Here is an 18,766-nt window from a genome sequence, read left to right as displayed (position 1 = left end):
GCCTTTTTCCTGCCCGATGAGCAGACGAATCGACGTGTTCGCGGAGCGGGCTCAGCGGGCTTAGCGGGTTTCGCCAGCCAGACGGCCAAGTTGACGAAGCGCCGCATCCATCCGTTCGTCGAACGGCGCCGGGCAGCTCAAACGGATAAAAGAGCGAAAGCGCTCCGAGTTCGAAAAGATCGAGCCGGGCGCGATCCGGATGCCGTGCGGCAACGCGGCCTCGAACAGCGCATCCGACGACTTGCCGTCCGGCAATTCGACCCACAGCAGCAAACCGCCCGGCGGCAGGCTCAGGCGCGTGCCAGCGGGAAAATATCGGCTGATCGCGTCGGCGCCTGCTTCGCGTTGCACGCGCAGTTTCTCGCGCAACTGATGCAGATGCCGGTCGTAAGCACCCGAGCCGATGAAATCGGCGGCGACGAACTGCGCCAGCGATTCGTTATGGCGCGTCTGCGCAAACTTCAGCAGGCGCACGCGTGCGTGCCAACGCCCCGACGACATCCAGCCGAGCCGCATGCCCGGCGCGAGCACCTTGTTCAGCGACGTGCAATAGATCACACCGCCGTCGCGATCCCACGCTTTCAGCGGACGCGCCGGTTCGGCTCCTTCGATCAGCTCGCGATACGGCTCATCCTCGATAAGCGCAATGTCACGACGCGCGCACAACTGCACCAGTTCGGCCTTGCGCGCATCGGGCATCACGCAGCCAAGCGGATTCTGCAGATTCGGCACCACGACAACGGCCTTGATGTCGGGACACGCCGTCAACGCGATATCGAGGGCTTCGAGCGACATCCCCGTGGTGGGGCTGGTGGGAATTTCCAGCGCCCGCAAGCCGAGACTCTCGAGAATCTGCAGCAATCCGAAAAACGCCGGCGACTCGACGGCGATCGTATCGCCTGGTTGCGCAACGGCACGCAACGCGAGGTTCACGCCTTCTACGCCGCCGCTCGTTACGAGCACGTCGTCGGGAGAGAGCGTCACGCCCGTCGACAACGCGCGCTTCGCCACGGCCTGCCTGAGATCAACCGCGCCGCCGTCCTCGCCGACTTCGGTCAGCAAAGTCGGCCTGTGTCGCAGGATGCGCGACGCCAGCGTCTGCAGCTTGTCAGTCGGATACAGCACAGCGTCCGCGGTTGCGCCGCCAAGGTTCAGCGCTTCCGGAAACGCCTGGCTGCGCTCGATCACGCGCGAGATGCGCTCGTGCAAGCCCACATAGCGCGCCGGGGCGGCCAGCGCGGGAATGTCCGGTTCGGCGACGGCCGCCAGCTTCGACGCGACCGGACGCCGCACGAAATAGCCGGCGCGCGGCCGCGCCTGCAGCCAGCCACCGTCTTCGAGTCGACGGAACACCTGGATCGCCGTCGACAGACTCACCCGATGCTGGCTCATCAGCGCGCGCACCGACGGCATGCGGTCGCCGGGCGCGAGCGTGCCCGAAGCGATCACACGCCGATAGTGTTCGGCGAGGCGTTCGTACAGTGGCGCGCCCGTGTCGGGCGGCGCGAGATGGGGGTCCTGGTTCAACGGCGTCATCGTAGGTATCGTGCCCGCTGGCCGGATCGTTCACCAGATACAGAGCGCGGCAATTCAGACCGGAACAGAGCACAAAAACAGGTTTCTGTATCGCTACAGATTCTAAACGCGTGAGTCTGTTGCGGTTGGCGAACCGTCTTTACGCTTTCGATGTATGGCCCGGCGATTCTGCGGTGATTGTGATTACGTCGGGCTGATCCGTTGATCTGCATCTGGAACGAGCTCGCGATGAAACCCTTCGAACACCATTACAACCCCGGCCAGATCCACGCTGCCTGGTTCAAACGCGGCAGCATGGTCGTGGTGCTGAAAGGCAGCTTGCGGCTGACTTACCGCAATGCGTCGCTGGACTGGCTGCTCGACAGCGCGCCGATGGCGACGATCATGCTTGAAGAAGGCGAATGCCACGTTTTGCCACATGAGGCGTGGGTCGAAGTGGTCGCCACCGGGCGGCACGCCGCGCTTGCGCGGATCGACGCGCGTCCACCATTCCATTCGATGCTCGCGGCACCGATGCGATGGCTAGCAACGATTGCCCGCCGGAACGGTGTGCTGTTTCGGCGGAGTTGACGTGATGGGTGCGGGTTCGATTAGCAGACGCGCGACTCACGCCGCGACTTATGCCGTAAAAGGCAGTTCGGCCTGCACGGGCAGCGGCGGCGCCTGCTCGCTCGCAAGCGACAACCCCGTCACGCGCACACCGAGCAGCCGCAGTTTGCGCGACAGCGTCACGCGCTTCAGGCATTCCGTCGCGGCACGGCGGATCGCGCCCGCATCCGATGTCGCAACCGGAATGGTCAGATCGCGCGTGACGGTGGAGAAATCGTCGAAGCGCAGCTTGATGCCAATCGTGTGGCCAACGTAGCCTTTGCGCTGCAAATCTTCGGCAACGCGCACGCAAAGCCGCGTGAACGATTCCGACAACGCCGGCCGGTCATGGCGCGGGTGCAGATCGCGCTCGAAGGTGGTCTCGCGGCTCATCGACTTCGGCTCCGATTCCACCACCACCGGGCGCTCGTCGACGCCCTGCGCGACCTGCGTCAGCCACGTCGCGTACTTGAGTCCGAAGTTCGATTGCAACAGATCCGGCGCGGCATTCGCCAGATCGCCGACGGTATTGATGCCGAGCGTGGCCAGCCGCTCGCTCGCTTTCGGCCCGATGCCGTTGATCTTGCGCGCCGCCAGCGGCCAGATGCGGGTGGACATGTCTTGCGGCGTGAGAATGGTGAGACCGTCGGGCTTGTCCAGTTCGGAGCCAATTTTCGCGAGCAGCTTGTTCGGCGCGCCGCAGATCGAACACGTCAGGCCCGTGGCGGTACGCACCGCCTGCTTGATGCGCGCGCCGATATCGGCAGCATCGCCGGGTAAGTCGGTGAGATCAATATAGATTTCGTCGATGCCGCGGTCTTCGATGCGCGACGTGAACTTCGCCACTTCCGCCTTGAACAGACGCGAGTAATGGCGGTAAGAGTCGAAATCGGTGGGCAGCAAAATCGCGTCTGGCGCGAGTTGCGCGGCCTTCATCATGCCCATCGCCGAAAACACACCCAAAGCGCGTGCCTCGTACGTCGACGTGGTGACGACGCCACGGCCGGCGTAGTCCTTCAGACGCGCAAAACGGCGCGTGCCGTCCGCCAGGGTCTCGGGCGTCGCGTTGCGGCCGCCGCCGATCACAACAGCCTGGCCACGCAATTCCGGATAGCGCAGAAGCTCGACGGATGCGTAGAACGCGTCCATGTCGAGGTGCGCGATACGGCGGACGGAGGCATTCATGTTGCGCGATGCGGTTGGCAATGAAGGTGTGCCGCTACGGCGCGCGACGCCGGACTGAATCGGCGGCGGCACGACATCTGCAGCAGGCAAGGACAGGCAGTTTAGCAAGTTGCCCACGCGAGCCGGACCGAAGCACCCATCCCCTGATTCATGGCGTCAAACCCATACGATCAAACCCGCGCGGTCAAACGCGAAATACGTTGCCGTCAGGACCGATCTTGCGCGGAATGCTACGGTTACCGGGCCGTTTACTGGACGCAACCGATGATGCGCCGTGATCCGCCTGTACGTGACCGGCTTCCGTGACCTTTCTGGCAAGCCGGGGCGCTGCTGGTTTGAGTGCGTGCGGACGAACGGGCTTTCGCGCGGCGGGGTCAGCCGAAGGGCCGCGCGCTTCAGGCGGAATCCAGATTTCCACGTACTTCTCCGCGTGTGCCGCCGACGTCAACGCCAGCGCGACCAGCCCGACCCACAGACGACCTGCCTTCATCGCTCGATCTCCTTGCCTGCCTGATTTGCCTGTACGTGGACCACTTCGTTCGAGCAAGCACCCTCCACGGAAGCGACGGACGAACGCGCCGTGCCAACCGACCGGCCGTTCTCGCACGCGTAGAACGTGGGCTCGCCCGCCTTGCCGCGCCGGATCGCCTCGTCGATCTCCCGCTCGCCGAACGCCGACTTTAGCGCCGCGACAAACGCGGCGATCTCCGGCATTGGGTGCCCGGTGTGTTGATGCACACGCATATCCATAACGCACGCTCCCTCTGAATCGCACAGCAATACTGTATATCCATACAGGTTTTTGTGCAATCCGGTTGCGTCGTGGCGTGGCGATCACACCACTTGATGTCCATCCCGGCGCGCAGCAGTCTAACGCGGCAATCCGGCTGCCGGACAAGGAAACGCCGGGCCGTCGCAAGCACGCGACGCCCGGCGTCTGGTTTCAGATCAGCCACGCTCCCTCAGGTGCCGTGGCCGGGTACAACGCGTCAGAACGCGTGACGAATGCCCACCATTCCGACGAACTGCGACGGCCCCGAAGACGGCGTCGTATTTTGCGAATCGCCGACGACCGCCACCGCATCTGCGATCGCCACACCCGAACCCGATGCGACCAGCGACTTGCCGCGCGCCAGCTGATACGCCTCGAGCGCATAGAGCGTGGTGCGCTTCGACAGGCTGTACGTTTGCTCCAGCGAGATCTGGTGATACTGGCCCGGATCGTCGATGCCGTTCGCCTTGCTCGCTCGCGTGTAGCTGTAGCCGATGCCCGCGATCACCGACGGCGTGAAGCGGTACGTCGCGATGGCGCCATAGGTGTTGAACACGGCCTCGCTGGCGAAGAGCGAATGCGAGCCCGGCGCGTACTGCACGTTCGAGTAATTGATGCCGACCATCAGATCGCTGAAGTTGTAGCGCGCCGCCGCGGCGATCATTTGCGTGCTGCTCGCACTCGCGTAGCCGTTGTTGATGGGCGAATTGATTGCGAAGCTGCCGAGCGACTGACTCGTGGTGATGTCCTTCAGCTTCACGTAGCCCGCCGCGACCGAAAACGCCTGATAGTCGTAACGCAGTGCCGCGCTCAGATTGCTGCCGTTCGTCACGCTGCCCGGCACGCCGCCGAGGCCGTATTGCGCGCTGAACGTCAAGCCAGCCAGATTCGGCGACAGATAGGTAACCGAATTGTTGAAGCGCAGTGTCGTGTCGAGCGCGTCGAGGGCGCCAGGATGCGCACCCGTTGCGCCCGTCAGCACGCCCGTCGGCCCGAGTGCGCCGACCATGTTGAAGTAAGGCGTGTATTGCCGGCCGAGCGTCACCGTGCCGAATTTATCGTTGCTCAGGCCAACGTAGGCCTGGCGGTTGAAGATGTTGCCCGCGCTGCTCTGCGCGCCCGTCAGCGAGTTGAAGCCGCTTTCGAGCCGGAAGATCGCCTTGGTCCCGCCTCCAATGTCTTCAGAACCGAGCAGACCGAACTTGCTCGCCTGCAGATTGCCCTGGCTCATGTAGAAGTTCGAATGGCCGCGCTGGTTGCTCGCGTAGCTGAATGCGTTGTCGACGACGCCGTACAACGTCACGCTGCTCTGCGCAAAAGCGCCCGACGACAGCACCGCGCCCGCGATCGGCAGGCATGAGAGCGCCATTGCACGCGCGCGCGTGCAGTTCAAAGTCTTCATTGCTTGTTGTCTCCTTGCGACGGACGCACGCCTGACTGCGCTGCCTCCGTCCCATGCAAGTTGGTTGTGGATTGAAATTGCGACCTGTCGGTCGAAACCGTGCTGCGTTGAAGTTATTGAGGCGGAAGACGCAGCGTGAGGCAGCGCCAGCCGTTCACGATCGCATCGCCGATCACGTCGCCCTTCTCGCAGATCGCCGTGCGTGTGTCGGACGCAGGCACGCTGAGTTGCACATCACGCTGCCCGACGGGCATCTGCCCTTCGCGTTCGACGGCAATGCGCAGCGTGGTCGCGTCGCTGGCGATGGATACGTTCCAGCGCCCTTGCACGCCATCGCGCCATGCTTCCGTTTCGCCATCGTCTTCGACACAGCCGCCCTGGGCAGTGCCTGTTCCCTTGAACGGCAGCGCGAAGAATGCGCGCTCGTCGGCGGGTTGGGCAAAGTGCTGCTCGGCGACATTCAACGGCAACACATTGCCTTCACGCAGCAGCATCACGGGTTGCTCGAACGGCGCGGGCAGCGTCACGCTCTGCCCGCCTTCGAACACTTCGCCGCTCCAGTACGACGCCCAGCGCGCGCCCTGCGGCAGATAGACATCGCGCGCCTTCTGGCCCTGCTCGACCACCGGCGCAACCAGCAGCGACGAACCGAGCATCATGTCGTCACCATCGACGAGGCAGCGTGCGTCGCCCGGAAACTCCGCGAACAACGGACGCAGCACAGGCTCGTACGAACGGTGCGATTGCCACAGCAGTTCGTACAGGTAAGGAATCAGCCGATAACGCAGCTTGATGAGATCGGCAATCTGCCTGGTGGCTTCCGGATACATCCACGGTTCGTTGACGGTGCCGTCGTCGTTCCACGAATGGATGCTGAAGCGCGGCAGGAAGATGCCGAATCCGACCCAGCGCAACAGCAGTTCCGGTTCGGGCGCCGGGCCGGAGAATCCGCCAATGTCATGTCCGCTGTTGGACACGCCCGACATGGCCAGTCCCAGGCCCATTTTCAGGTTGTAGCGCAGCGTTTCCCACGACGTGTAGTTGTCGCCAGACCACGTCTGCACGTAGCGATGCATGCCGACACCGCCGGAGCGCGAAACGAGAAATGGCCGTGTGCGGGGCGCATGCTCGCGCTGCGCATCGCGCGACGCGCGCATCATCAGCTGCGTTTGCAACACCTTGGCCTGATGTGCCGGGAACGGTTTGCCGAAGCCTTGCGCAATGGCATCGGGCGTCCAGATTTCGAACTCGTTGTTGTCGTTCCATGTCGACGCGATGCCGTAGCGCAGCAGGCTGTCCTTCACCCGCGCCTTCCACCAGTCGATCGTCGCAGGATTGGTGAAGTCGAGATACGCGCCCACTTCGTCCCAGAACTGGACCCAGGCGGGTTCGCCGTCGCGCGCTTCGATCAGCAAACCGGCTTTGGCGGCTTCGTCGAACGCCGGGTGATCCTGCAACAGACACGGCTTGATGTTCGCGCACAGCTTCACGCCTTCGCGCAGATAGCCATGTACGAAACCTTCGATGTCCGGAAACTTCTCGTGATTCCAGTTGAACACATAGCGTTTCGGGCCGATCGACGTATAACCCGACGACAGGTGGAACGAATCACACAGCACGTCATGCTCGCGGCAACGGTCGATGAACTCGCCCATGCGGCGTTGCGCGTCGGGCGCGTCGGTATAGCTCATCGTCGAGCCGGAATAGCCGAGACCCCACTTCGGCATCAGCGCGGGGCGGCCCGTCAGCCACGTGAAGCGGCGCACCGCGTGCAGCGGCGTCTGCGCGGACGCGATGAAGTAATAGTCGAGATCGCCGTGCTCGGCGATAAAGTGCCGGTAGTGACCGTGATAGTTGTCGAGTTCGCGGCCCATGTCGAAGCGGCAATCGGCCAGTGTGTCGTAGAACAGACCAAAGCCCGTCGACGTTTGCGGCTGCCACGTCACGTAAAACGGAATGTGCTTGTAGAGCGGGTCCGTGCTGCGTGCGCTGTAGCCCATCGCGTCGATGTTGCGCATCTCGTAGCTCTGGTTTGCGCGGTCCAGCGCGCCCGCACGCTCGCCAAGACCTACGTACATTTCGCCACGCTGCCGCTCGACATAGTGATACACACGCTGGTCCCACCAGCCGAAGTTGTACGCCTGGGTCTTGCGGTCGCTCATCGCATGGTGCCACGTGCCATCGCGCGCGATCTCCCACGAACAGAAACCGCCATCCAGCGTGACCGTGAGGCGCACCTGCGCGGTTTCAACGACGAGGCGTTGCGCGTCATTGGGCGCGCTGAAGTCGACGGGTGCAAAGCCGGTCGGATCGCGCCGGTCGCGGCCTTCGAGCGGCACGTCTTCCAGACCGGGCGCAATCGACCACGTGCGCGGTCCGCGCAGCTCGCCGTCGGGCAGCACGAGCACACGGATGATGTCGTCGGCCAGCACGAACAGTTCGATGCGCGCGCCGTCAGCGGACGTCAATACGATAGGTTTGCCCGCTTGCGGTTCGGAGACGGAAAACTGCGGTCGATTCTTCAACGTAGCCATGATGTGTTTCCAGGTCAGTCAGTTCAGGCCGCGCTGCCCGCGCCGTTTTCGACGCGTTGCAGACGGGCATCGCGCGAAACGCCGCGCATCAGGATCACCAGCAGCGCCGCGCCGATCAGGTCGAATGCGCCGAGTGCAGCAAACAGCGGCGTATAGCCAATCTTGTCGGCCAGTGCGCCCACCATCAGCGAAAAGCCAAGGCCGCCGATCCACGCCGCCATGCCTGCAAAGCCCGCGGCCGTGCCGACTTCGCCGGGTTCGAAGACATCGGCGGCGAGCGTGTTGACGAGTGCAGAAATCATCTGGTGGGCAAAGCCGCCGACACAGAACAGCGCGATTGCTTCGTACGGAGAAGCGACCAATCCGATGCAAGCCGGACCGATCATCATGAATGCGCCCAGCACGACGCCTGCGACACGCGACCAGATGAGCGGCACGCGCAGCCGCTTCATCAGGAACGGCGACAGATAACCGCCGAACAGACCGCCCAGGTCCGCTGCAAGGAACGGCAGCCACGCAAACAGCGCGATCTGCTTCAGATCCATGTGGCGCTCGGTGGCGAGATAGAGCGGAATCCAGAAACTGAACGTTTGCCACGCCGGCTCGGCGAAAAAGCGCGCCTGCGCGATGGCCCAGAAACGGCGCGTGCCGAGCACTTCACGGATGCGGCGCTTGTCCTGCGCGTACGCGGCAGGCGGCGTCTGTCCTTCGACGATGGTTTTGCGCTCCGCCTCGCTAATGCGCTTGTGTTCGGCGGGCGTGCGATAGAACACGTACCAGAGCGCCGCCCAGATAAAACCCAGCGCGCCCGTCACCGCGAATGCGCTCTGCCAGCCGTAGCGCAAGGAAAGGAACACGTCCAGCGGCGGCGCGAACAGCGAACCGAGCGACGTACCGGCATTGAAATACCCAACGGCCACCGACTTCTCGCGGTTCGGAAACCATTCCGCGACCACCTTCATGCCCGCGGGAATCGCGACGGCCTCCGACAACCCCATCAGCCCGCGCAGCGCCGCCAGCGACAGCCAGCCGCTCGCGAAGCCATGCAGCATGCCCGTGGCCGACCACAGGCAGGCGAACAGCGCGAAGCCCAGACGCAGCCCGATCAGATCAATCACGAGGCCGCAGACCGGCTGCATGATCGTGTAGCCGATCTGAAACGCGCCGACGACATACGAGTATTGCTGCGTGTTCATATGCAGCAAGGTCTTCAACTCCGGCGCCATCACACCCAGCGCGTTGCGCGACAGGTAATTGACGATGGTCCCGAGGCACACGAGCGCGATGATCCACCAGCGCAGGCCAATGATTGTTCTCAAAGCTGTCTCCATTCCTTTTTTGCGAACCGGGCCGAGGCCACCCGGCGTTGACACCAGCAGATGCGCGAATTCGAACATTTGATTGGTGTTTATCATCGGTCATCGTATCACCCAAGCATCTGTAGGATACCAGGGAAAACCATGTAGTACACGTAATAAATTGCCCGAAAAGCCCGTCATATGGCCGCTCTGCGCAATTTATGGGCGGTTGTGTTTCGAAACGACAGAAAGCGAAATCGCCGCCCGACCATGTTCATTCGAACATCGGATTGTTCTCTTATGCGATCCAAAGGAAGATCGACGGGTTTAGGCGCTTTCTTTGCCAGTCGTAGAACGCGCGTCGTGCGTAGGCTTTCTCCTATCGCTCGTTGAGGTGAAAAGCGCTCCTCGCGAACAACCACGGTGGCGGACGCGATGTCTCAGACACTCAGCGTAGGCTTTATTGGCCTCGACATCATGGACAAACCGATAGCGGCGAATTCTCGCAAGAACGGCGTGGCGATCACGGCCGAGCACAGGCGTGTTCTTACTTGTCACATCGACTTGTCAGACGCTGCTCAACGTGTGCACCGCGCATGGCGGCAAGGCATGGAATGACTCAGACATGAGTCTGCGCACTGAAAATCATCGCAAACCAGGTATTAGGACTGAAGCCGAAGCAGTGATCGTTCGCTCGGCATGAACGCGAGATACGTTATCGTACAAGTTAAACGAACGCCTTCCCCGCGATGATTTCCGCTATCTTTCTTTTACCTTTCTTTTTTCTTTCGATTTAGACTAGCGCACCATCTCACACATCACGGAGCGCTAAATGGGGAATCTGGGAGGTTTCATGCAAGGCGTGGTCGCGCTGGGCGGCTGCATTGGACTGTTCACGACCATGGTCTGCCTGATCGAAATGTTCAACTGACCCAAGGATCTGCGCTGGAGACCACGTAAAGCACAAGAGCCGTCGCTTGCCGACGGCTCTTCATTTTCAGTCCTGCTCTAGAGCGTGCGCCTCTTCCACTGTCGATGCCCGCACGCGTTCGGCGAAGCTCTGCAGCGCCGCCAGCGATCCATGCACGCTGTGATATTCCTGCCGTCCGATCCGTGCTTCCAGCACGACGGTCATGCCCGCCTGGCGCGCAACGTCGAGAATGTCCATGTCGATCTCCACTATCCGTCCGAATCCTGAATCGCCCGGCGCCATTCAATCCCGCGCCCCTTGATGAATATTCTATGAATCCCACGTCAAGCATCAATCGTTTGGACGGGGAATCTATGTTTGCGCAGGAACAACAATCCGCGCGCTGCGCTGGCACGAAAGTGACGCACGCGCTTCATCAGACGGATCGACCGCGCGCAAGCGCATGCCTGTACTGTCAGCAACCATCCGTCGCATTCGATACGGCTGGCCCGTCCGGCGCGCCGCGAACTGTCTATTCCGCGCGGTGTTCGCAGCCTCGACAATAGGCGCTCACCTGTCTTTCGCGCGCGCATCCCATGAGCACTCTTCCGTTGCTGTCGGCTAACGTCCTGTTCGCCTGGTCCGCATACTTCGTCGGCACGGCGAGTCCGGGCCCGAGCAATCTCGCCATCATGTCGATCGCGACCTCGGACGGACGCAAGGCCGCCTTCGCATTCGCGGCGGGCGTCGTGTGCGGCTCGTGCTTCTGGGCGATGCTTGCGGCGCTCGGCCTGTCGGCGGCGCTGCTGGCGTTTTCGGGCTTGATGGCCGCGCTGAAGATATTCGGCGGAGCCTATCTGCTGTGGCTCGCGTTCAAGTCGGGCCGCTCGGCCTTGCAGCCGCGGCCCACCCGCACACAATCCACCGATACGCACTTGCCGCTGCGCCGTCTGTACACGCGCGGCCTGCTGATGCATCTGACCAACCCAAAGGCGATTCTGGTGTGGATTTCAGTCGTGGCACTCGCATCGCCTGCCGGCGGCGGCGCGCCGAACATGCTGACCATCGTCGCCGGCTGCCTCACGATCGGCATGCTGGTGTTCGGCAGCTATGCCGCGCTGTTTTCGACATCGCTGGCCCGCCGCGTGTATCTGTCGATTCGCCGCTGGCTGGATGGCGGCCTCGCCATCGTATTCGGACTCGCGGGCCTGAAGCTGCTGACCTCGCGCGCGTGATGCCCGACGTGTCGCGCTGATACACGCCGGTTACTTCTCCCAGTAACACACCACGCCCTGCTTCGCGCTGCTGTCCGACGCATACGGCACGAAGCCTTTGGCGCGGCTGCGCGCATAGACGCGGCGCGCCTTCGCCGCCTCGCCGCAGCCGCCCACGTAGTCGAGCGTCGCGATCCAGAACGCGTGTCCGTTTGGCCTGAGCGCCATCGCCTGCCACGCGTCCAGTTCCGCTTCCGCCGACGCATCGTACTTCGGCGCGTACACCTCCTCATGCGCGACACCATCGAGCAGCGACGCAAACGCGACGCCGCCTGTCGTACCTTCGCGCGTCGTGCGACCCGTCGCGTTCTGCATCACGAAGACCAGCGTCGGATACTTCTCGCGCAGCTTGCGCACGAGATCGAGGCCGCCCTGCGCGCATGCCGCGTCACACGGGCCATTACGCGTTGCCGTGCCGTGCCCGACGATTTCCAGGTTGTCGAGATAGAAACCGTCGGCGCCTTGTGCCACCAGCCGCGACGCAACGTAATCGACAATCAGCCGCTGATAATCCTCATTGGCAAGGTTCATCCACGTTTCCTGCCGGTAGCCGCGATACGCGCCCGCGTGCGCCGCCGTGTTCGCCTCGCACGACACGAAGCCTTCCGGCACATCGCGCCAGTACGAGCGATACCGCTCGCACGATCCCAGGTTCAGATAGCTGAGCACGAGGTTGCGGCCGCCGTCCTTCAGGGCGGCGACTTCGGCGGGCGTGAAGTTGTCCGTATCGGGATCGAGATCGACGTCGATGATGCGAAACGTCGAGGCCACGCGCTCGAGGCTGCCGAGCGACGCCGCATCGCCGTAATAGGACATCCATGGAGAGGTATCGAATGCGCGCGTCTGCACGCTCGCCGCGATGCGATCGTCGGCGTGCGCCGCCATGCACGAAGCACTCAGCGCTAACGCGGCCAGCAGCAGCGCGCGGCAACGCCGCACGACTTCCGACACACGCCTGAACGGTTCACCCACAGATCGCTCGCATAGAAAAAAACGAGCGCCAGTGTACCTGCGCCGTGTGAACGACCATGAAAAATGACGATCGATCGTCGAACCGCACGTATCAGCGTCCCGCCAGCATCCGTTGCGCCTCGCGCGCGAACTCGCCGGGCACGACGGGCCGGCCAAACAGATAACCCTGCTGCCGCTCGCAGCCTATCGAGCGCAGAAATGCCGCCTGCTCGTTCGTCTCGACGCCTTCTGCCGTCACGTTCATGCCGAGCGAATGTGCCATCGCGACCACGGCATGCGTGATCGCCACGGCATCGCGATGCTCGGGCAAGCCTGCCACAAACGAACGGTCGACCTTCAGGCTATGCAGCGGGAAGCGCTTCAGATACGACAGCGATGAATAGCCGGTGCCGAAATCGTCGACGGAAATGCGCACGCCCATGCCGGCGAGCGTCGTCAGCAACGGCATCACCCCGTCGCTGTCGCTCATCAGCACGCCTTCCGTGATTTCCAGTTCGAGCGCGCACGGCTCCAGTCCCGCAAGCTCCAGGCTCAGCGCCACATGCTCGATCAATTCACCGTTGATCTGCCGCGGCGACAGGTTCACCGCCATCATCAGATTCGGCGTGATGGTTTTGCGCCACTCGACAGCCTGCAGGCACGCGTTCTCCAGCACCCAGCGGCCGATGTCGATGATGAGGCCCGTATCTTCCGCGACGGGAATGAATTCGACGGGCGACACGTGGCCGAGCTCGCCGTTATGCCAGCGCAGCAGCGCTTCGGCGCCGACGATGCGCCCCGTTGCGCCCTCGACGATCGGCTGATAGGCAAGGCTCAACTCATCGGAGACAAGCGCACGCCGCAGCGACTGTTCGATCGCGAAACGCCGCTGCAGACGCTGGCTCAACTCGGCGGTAAAGAACTGGAAGTTGTTGCGGCCACGCTGCTTCGCGTTGTACATCGCCGAGTCGGCGTTGCGCATCAGGGTTTGCGCGTCGCGCCCATCGTCGGGGAACAGGCTGATGCCGATCGACGCGCCGAGGTAATACTCGTTGCCGCCCACCGCGAACGGCAGCGCGATGGTCTCGAGCACGCGTAGCGCGAGTTGCGTCAGGAACGACGCGTCGCCGTAGTCGCCCGTCGCGATCACGAATTCGTCGCCACCGACGCGAGCAAGCGTGTCTTCGCTTCGCACACAGCTTGCAAGCCGCTTTGCGACGCTGCACAGCAGCGCGTCGCCGGCTGCGTGCCCGGCGATATCGTTGACCTTCTTGAAGCCGTCGAGATCGACGAACAGCACGGCCAGCCGCGCAGCCGGGCGTCCCGTGGCCGCTTCAGGCGCATTGGCATCGACATCGGCGAACGGCGCGAGCAGCGCGCTCATGCGGTCGGCGAGAAAGGCGCGGTTGTAGAGGCCTGTCAACGGATCGCGGGTGGCGAGATGCTGCAATTGCGCCCGCGCGGCGCGCACGGCGCTGATGTCGTTGAACGATACCAGCACGGCGTGCGGCTCGGTCTCGCCAGGCCTGACGACTGGCACGACATTCTCCGTGATCCAGATCGATCCCCCGTCCGTCAGTTCCAGCCGCAGCGTGACGCCGACCACCGGTTCAACCGTACGCAGCGCGCGTTGCGTCGGCTGATCGCCCAGTTCGACCGCCGAGCCATCTTCCCAGTACGCAGCGCGAATCACCTTGTAGATGTGCTGGCCGATCACTTCGCCCGTTGCATGCAGCATGCGCCGCGCGCTCGGATTGCAGGCGAGCACGACGCCGTCGCGTGTCTGCACGACGATGCCTTCATTCAGGTGATCGACGACGAGCCGGTGATGCTCCTCGCTTTCGGCAAGACGTTTGCGCATCAGATCCTGATGCACGGCGAGACCCACGCTCTGCCCGATCTCGCGCAGCAATGCGTGCTCATCTTCATTGGGACGACGCTGCCGGTCGTAGTAGACGCCGAACGCGCCGAGCACCTGGCCCGCGTCGTCTTCGAACGGCACCGACCAGCAGGCGCGCAGCCCGAGCGGCAATGCCAGGTGGCGGTAGTCGGCCCACAGCGGATCGCTTTCGATGTCCTCGACGATCACCAGCCGACGGTCGTGCATGGCCGTGCCGCACGAACCCGCGCAGGGGCCGATCGGCATGCCGTCGATCGCCGCACTGTAGCGCGCGGGCAGCGACGGCGCGGCTCCGACGCGCACCGTGATGCCGTCGGTGTCGAGCACGAGGATCGAGCAGCGCGCGCCCTCGCCCAGCAGCGTTTCCGCGCGCCGGCACACTTCGGCCAGCAACTCGGGCAACGGCGTGCTGCGCGTGAGCAGACGCAACACGCTCTGTTCCGACGCCAGCACCCCGGCAGCCAGATCGGACGCGTGGCGAGTGCTGCCGGACGGCTTGTCAGTCGCGATGTCTGCAGTCACTGGACGACTCATGGTTGCACTCCCTTCATGCAACAACGGCAGGCGGACGCGCGTCGCGTATCAGGGTTTACGCGAAACACGCGGCCCTATCCCCCACTTATCCCCATCGAAACGCTAGGTTCCATGCGGATTGAATTGCCGCGTTTCGATTTCGCCGTGCTTTGCGACGATGGCCGTCGCTTCCGGGATTTCCTCCCACCAGCCTTCGAGGTCGACGAGCGGCTCGGACAGCACGAGAAATGCGCTTTCGCCGACCGCAGCGAGACGCGGATCATCAGGATACAACTCCATCAGATGCTTGATCGACGTGCTGTGAAACAGCGAGCGCGACTCTCGCTCGCTCGAATAGCGCACGGACACGAGCTGCTCGCCGTCGGTGGCGCAGACGGTCATGTTCAGCGGCGCCTCGATGCCATGGCGTCGCCCCGTCTCTTCGACGAAACCCGCCATGCGCTCCAGTGCGAGCACCGGGTCGATTTCGAGGCCGAAGGTGAGCGCGAGAAAGAACATGACTTCGGAATCCGTCGAGCCTTCGATCGACGCGAACAGATCCGGGTCGATGCCGAGCATCAGATCGCGGCGTACTTTCGGGTAGTTGCGTATCAGGCCGTTGTGCATAAAGAGCCAGCGGCCATAGCGAAACGGATGGCAGTTGGTTTCCTGCGACGGCGTGTCCGTGGCCGCGCGGATATGCGCGACGAACAGCGACGCGCGCACTGCTCTCGCCGCATCGCGCAGGTTGCGGTCGCTCCATGCAGGATGCGCGCAACGATAGCGAAACGGAATGTCGCTCGGGTGGCCGTACCAGCCGACGCCGAAGCCGTCGCCGTTGGTCGTGGTCTGTCCGAGCCGCGAATGCAGGCTCTGGTCGATCAGCGAATGCTTCGCGCGAAACAGCACGGCTTCGAGCTGAATGGGGTTGCCTGTGTAAGCCAGCCAGCGGCACATGATCGCTCTCCTCGATGAAAAACGCCTCTGCACGCGCTGGTTTGAAACGGGCGCTCGCCGTGCGTACCGTCGCACCCCGGCTCGCGTGACGCCCGTCTACCCGGCGTTCAGTTATTCAGCCGCCCGTTCGCAATGGGCGCGAGAAACTCGGACAGCCCCGTCAGTATGATCTGCACGCCGATACACAACAGCAGAAAGGCGGACACGCGCAACGCCACCTTCGTGCCCTCCTTGCCGAGATAGCGGCCGAGGGTCGCAGCATGGTTATACGTGAACCAGATTGCGAGCATGACGAGAAACGAAATCGTCACCGACGCAATCGACGACATCACGAACTCCGACAGCTTGTGGCTCCGGTTCGCATTCAACGCGATGGCCGTCGCCATGGTGCCGGGACCGGTCGTGAGCGGCACCGTCAACGGGAAGAAAGCCTTCGACATCGCGTTGTCGGGATCGACGGGTTTCACGGCCGCCTCGTTCGGCTGCCGTTCCGGCGCGTTGAGCATGTTCCAGGCGCTCACTGCCACGGCCAGGCCGCCGCCGATGCGCAGCGCCTCCATCGAGATGCCGAAGAAATGGAGAATGGGCGTGCCGACAAAGAATACGACCAGCAGCACAAAGAATGCATTGATGGACACGCGCTTGGCGAGCGCCGCGCGCTCCGCGTCCGTCAGCGACTCGGTGCGATCGAGAAACACGAAGGCGATCGCGATGGGATTAATGATGCTGATCAGCCCGGTGAAGCCAAACAGAATCTCCGAAATCAGGCTCGAAATCATCGATGGATTCGCTCTTTGATGGTTTTGATTTTTTTGCGCCGCGCAACGGAGCATCAGGGCCAAACAGTGTAAATGCAACCACTTTCCCACGCCACGGCACGCCGCGTGGCGGGCACCTTATTCATGCAATGCAGCACGCCGACGATGCATGCCGACGCCCGCGCGCACAGCGTTTGCGCGCGATCCTTTCAATATACCTGCATATTTTTGGCGAGCTTTACCGGAATATGGCAAGAGGCATACAGTCGGTGCGCGGTATCCCAGTGATTGTTTCAGGAATTGACGGTCAAATTGACGTTCACCGACGTTCATCGAGACGGACTCATTCACCATCGAGGAGTTGTCCCATGTCATTTCGTCTGCTCGCCGTGCTGCCGTTTATCGGCATTCTGCTCGGCGTTCCGTTCGTCAACCGCGTCGAGCCGCTGGTGCTCGGCATGCCGTTCGTGCTTGCGTGGATCGTGATGTGGGTGGTGCTCAGCTCGGTCATCATGGGCATCATTTACAAGCTCGACCCGGTGAACCGCCAGACGTCTTCCGGTGAGGAGGTGCGTTCATGAGCAGCGCCCTTCTACTGATTGTCGCCGTCACGCTGTTTGCGCTGTTTCTTGGCATACGCGCCCGCCGCGGGCACGACATGAGTCTCGAACAGTGGACGGTGGGCGGCCGCAGCTTCGGCACGGCATTCGTGTTCCTGCTGATGGCAGGCGAGATCTACACGACGTTCACCTTTCTGGGCGGCAGCGGCTTTGCGTACGGCAAGGGCGCGCCCGTCTACTACATCCTCGCGTATGGCACGCTGGCGTATGTGCTGTCGTACTGGATGTTGCCGCCTGTGTGGCGCTTTGCGAAGACGCATCGCGTGGTATCGCAGCCGCACTTTTTTACGCGCAAGTACGAGAGCCCTTCGCTTGGCGTGCTGGTCGCGATTGTCGATGTGGCTGCGCTGATTCCTTATCTGGTGCTGCAGCTCAAGGGGCTGGGCATTATCGTATCGACGGCATCGTATGGGGTGATTTCGTCGTCGGCGGCGATCTGGATTGGCGCGGCGGTGGTGACGATTTACGTCACGGTATCGGGCGTGCGCGGCTCGGCGTGGAATTCGGTGGTCAAGGATCTTTTGATTCTTGCCATCGTGCTGTTTCTCGGCATCTATCTGCCGATTCACTATTACGGCGGGCTTGGGCAGATGTTTCATGCCATCGATGCTGCGCGGCCTGGTTTCCTCACGTTTCCCGAGAAAGGCTCTAGCGTCACGTGGTTCCAGTCGACGGTGCTGCTTACTGCGCTGGGCTTCTTCATGTGGCCACATACGTTTGGCTCGGTGTTCACCGCTAAGGACGAGCGGATTTTCCGGCGTAACGCGATTGTCTTGCCGCTGTATCAGCTGCTTTTGCTGTTTGTGTTTTTTGTCGGGGTTGCTGCGGCTTTGAAGGTGCCGGGACGCAAGGGCGGCGATATCGATCTGTCGTTGTTCAAGCTGTCCTTGCAGACGTTCGACCCTTGGTTCGTTGGGGTGATTGGCGCTGCCGGTGTGCTGACTGCGCTTGTGCCTGGCTCGATGATTCTCACTACCGCTTCTACGCTGCTCGCTAACGATGTGTATCGCGGGCTGGTACAGCGTAATGCGTCGGATGAGACGGTGGCCCGTCTGGCGCGCTTCTTCGTGCCGGTTGTTGCGGTGGTTGCGGTGCTGTTTACCTTGCATGGCGGTGAGACGATTGTTGCTCTCCTGCTGATGGGGTATAGCTTTGTTACCCAGCTCTTTCCTGCGATTATCTGCAGCCTCGCGCCGCGGAATCGGGCTACGAAACAAGGGGCTTTTTGTGGGATTCTTGTAGGTGTGGCTGTTGTTGCTGTTACTACCATCTTCAAGATGAGCGTTGGGCAGTTGATGCCGTTTTTGCCTGATGCGCTTAAGGATGTGAATATTGGGTTTATTGCGCTCGCCGTTAATGTTGTTGTGTTTGTGGTTGTTAGTGCTGTGACTCAGCCGCATGCTCAGGCTGATCAGTCGCGTGTGCATACGCATTGAGGGTTGGGGTTGGGTTTTGATGGCGTCCGCGATTTCGTAGTGGTCTGCTAGTGTCGCCCCTGTGCGGGGCGGCACTTACTTTCTTTGCCGCCGCAAAGAAAGTAAGGGAATCTCTGCAAAAGTCCTGGCATT

The 18,766-nt window shown here is 62.4% G+C and carries 17 protein-coding genes; 5 read left to right on the top strand and 12 right to left on the bottom strand.

From position 1 onward, the window contains the following. Positions 1–60: 60 nt before the first annotated feature. Positions 61–1,536, bottom strand: coding sequence for a PLP-dependent aminotransferase family protein (locus DK391_RS37395; RefSeq protein ID WP_109483037.1), 1,476 nt, complete (start codon positions 1,534–1,536; stop codon positions 61–63). 201 nt (positions 1,537–1,737) lie between these two features. Between DK391_RS37395 and DK391_RS37390 the strand changes: the two genes are divergently transcribed. After that, positions 1,738–2,106, top strand: coding sequence for a hypothetical protein (locus tag DK391_RS37390; RefSeq protein ID WP_239483061.1), 369 nt, complete (start codon positions 1,738–1,740; stop codon positions 2,104–2,106). Between the two features lie 48 nt (positions 2,107–2,154). Here the strand turns inward: DK391_RS37390 and dinB are convergent, their stop codons facing one another. From dinB to DK391_RS37360, 6 genes are all read right to left on the bottom strand, one after another. Further along, positions 2,155–3,309: a DNA polymerase IV gene (gene dinB / locus DK391_RS37385; protein WP_109483050.1), complete on the bottom strand. Its 1,155-nt coding sequence runs from the start codon at positions 3,307–3,309 to the stop codon at positions 2,155–2,157. A gap of 184 nt (positions 3,310–3,493) precedes the next feature. Next, entirely contained in the window at positions 3,494–3,799 is a 306-nt protein-coding gene (locus tag DK391_RS37380; RefSeq protein ID WP_109483035.1) for a hypothetical protein, read from the bottom strand. Further along, a complete protein-coding gene (locus DK391_RS37375; protein WP_239483060.1) occupies positions 3,796–4,059 on the bottom strand; it encodes a hypothetical protein in 264 nt (87 codons plus the stop codon). The genes DK391_RS37380 and DK391_RS37375 overlap by 4 nt, the downstream gene beginning before the upstream one ends. Before the next feature lie 239 nt (positions 4,060–4,298). Then, on the bottom strand, positions 4,299–5,483 hold the full coding sequence (locus DK391_RS37370) for a porin (RefSeq protein WP_109483034.1): 1,185 nt from the start codon (positions 5,481–5,483) through the stop codon (positions 4,299–4,301). 113 nt (positions 5,484–5,596) lie between these two features. Further along, complete coding sequence (locus DK391_RS37365) at positions 5,597–8,017, bottom strand: glycoside hydrolase family 31 protein (protein ID WP_109483033.1); 2,421 nt, start codon at positions 8,015–8,017, stop codon at positions 5,597–5,599. A 23-nt stretch (positions 8,018–8,040) separates the two neighbouring features. Continuing rightward, positions 8,041–9,336, bottom strand: coding sequence for an MFS transporter (locus tag DK391_RS37360; RefSeq protein ID WP_109483049.1), 1,296 nt, complete (start codon positions 9,334–9,336; stop codon positions 8,041–8,043). A 414-nt stretch (positions 9,337–9,750) separates the two neighbouring features. Here DK391_RS37360 and DK391_RS37355 point away from each other — a divergent pair, with 414 nt between their 5' ends. Further along, entirely contained in the window at positions 9,751–9,933 is a 183-nt protein-coding gene (locus DK391_RS37355; RefSeq protein WP_109483032.1) for a hypothetical protein, read from the top strand. 379 nt (positions 9,934–10,312) lie between these two features. Here DK391_RS37355 and DK391_RS45090 read toward each other — a convergent pair whose 3' ends face one another. Further along, on the bottom strand, positions 10,313–10,483 hold the full coding sequence (locus DK391_RS45090; protein WP_204117510.1) for a hypothetical protein: 171 nt from the start codon (positions 10,481–10,483) through the stop codon (positions 10,313–10,315). A 338-nt stretch (positions 10,484–10,821) separates the two neighbouring features. Here DK391_RS45090 and DK391_RS37350 point away from each other — a divergent pair, with 338 nt between their 5' ends. Continuing rightward, entirely contained in the window at positions 10,822–11,460 is a 639-nt protein-coding gene (locus DK391_RS37350) for a LysE family translocator (RefSeq protein WP_109483031.1), read from the top strand. A 30-nt stretch (positions 11,461–11,490) separates the two neighbouring features. Here DK391_RS37350 and DK391_RS37345 read toward each other — a convergent pair whose 3' ends face one another. The 4 genes from DK391_RS37345 to DK391_RS37330 form a co-directional block, all read right to left on the bottom strand. Continuing rightward, positions 11,491–12,471 carry an endo alpha-1,4 polygalactosaminidase gene (locus tag DK391_RS37345; protein WP_239483059.1) on the bottom strand — a complete coding sequence of 327 codons (981 nt, stop codon included), beginning with the start codon at positions 12,469–12,471 and terminating at the stop codon, positions 11,491–11,493. 91 nt (positions 12,472–12,562) lie between these two features. Further along, entirely contained in the window at positions 12,563–14,884 is a 2,322-nt protein-coding gene (locus DK391_RS37340) for an EAL domain-containing protein (RefSeq protein ID WP_109483030.1), read from the bottom strand. 102 nt (positions 14,885–14,986) lie between these two features. Next, complete coding sequence (locus tag DK391_RS37335) at positions 14,987–15,820, bottom strand: class II glutamine amidotransferase (protein WP_109483029.1); 834 nt, start codon at positions 15,818–15,820, stop codon at positions 14,987–14,989. Positions 15,821–15,927: 107 nt separating this feature from the next. Beyond that, positions 15,928–16,599 (bottom strand): MarC family protein, encoded by a 672-nt coding sequence (locus tag DK391_RS37330; RefSeq protein WP_109483028.1) that lies wholly within the window; start codon positions 16,597–16,599, stop codon positions 15,928–15,930. A gap of 347 nt (positions 16,600–16,946) precedes the next feature. Between DK391_RS37330 and DK391_RS37325 the strand changes: the two genes are divergently transcribed. Together DK391_RS37325 and DK391_RS37320 are read left to right on the top strand one after the other, a co-directional pair. Beyond that, the gene (locus DK391_RS37325) at positions 16,947–17,159 is read left to right on the top strand and encodes a DUF3311 domain-containing protein (protein ID WP_109483027.1); all 213 of its coding nucleotides are present in this window, start codon (positions 16,947–16,949) and stop codon (positions 17,157–17,159) included. Beyond that, positions 17,156–18,634: a sodium:solute symporter family protein gene (locus DK391_RS37320; RefSeq protein ID WP_109483026.1), complete on the top strand. Its 1,479-nt coding sequence runs from the start codon at positions 17,156–17,158 to the stop codon at positions 18,632–18,634. The genes DK391_RS37325 and DK391_RS37320 overlap by 4 nt, the downstream gene beginning before the upstream one ends. Positions 18,635–18,766 lie beyond the last annotated feature (132 nt).

It is taken from the genome of Paraburkholderia sp. C35, assembly GCF_003121405.1.
Taxonomy (GTDB): domain Bacteria; phylum Pseudomonadota; class Gammaproteobacteria; order Burkholderiales; family Burkholderiaceae; genus Paraburkholderia.
This window is presented reverse-complemented; position numbering and strand designations above follow the sequence as displayed.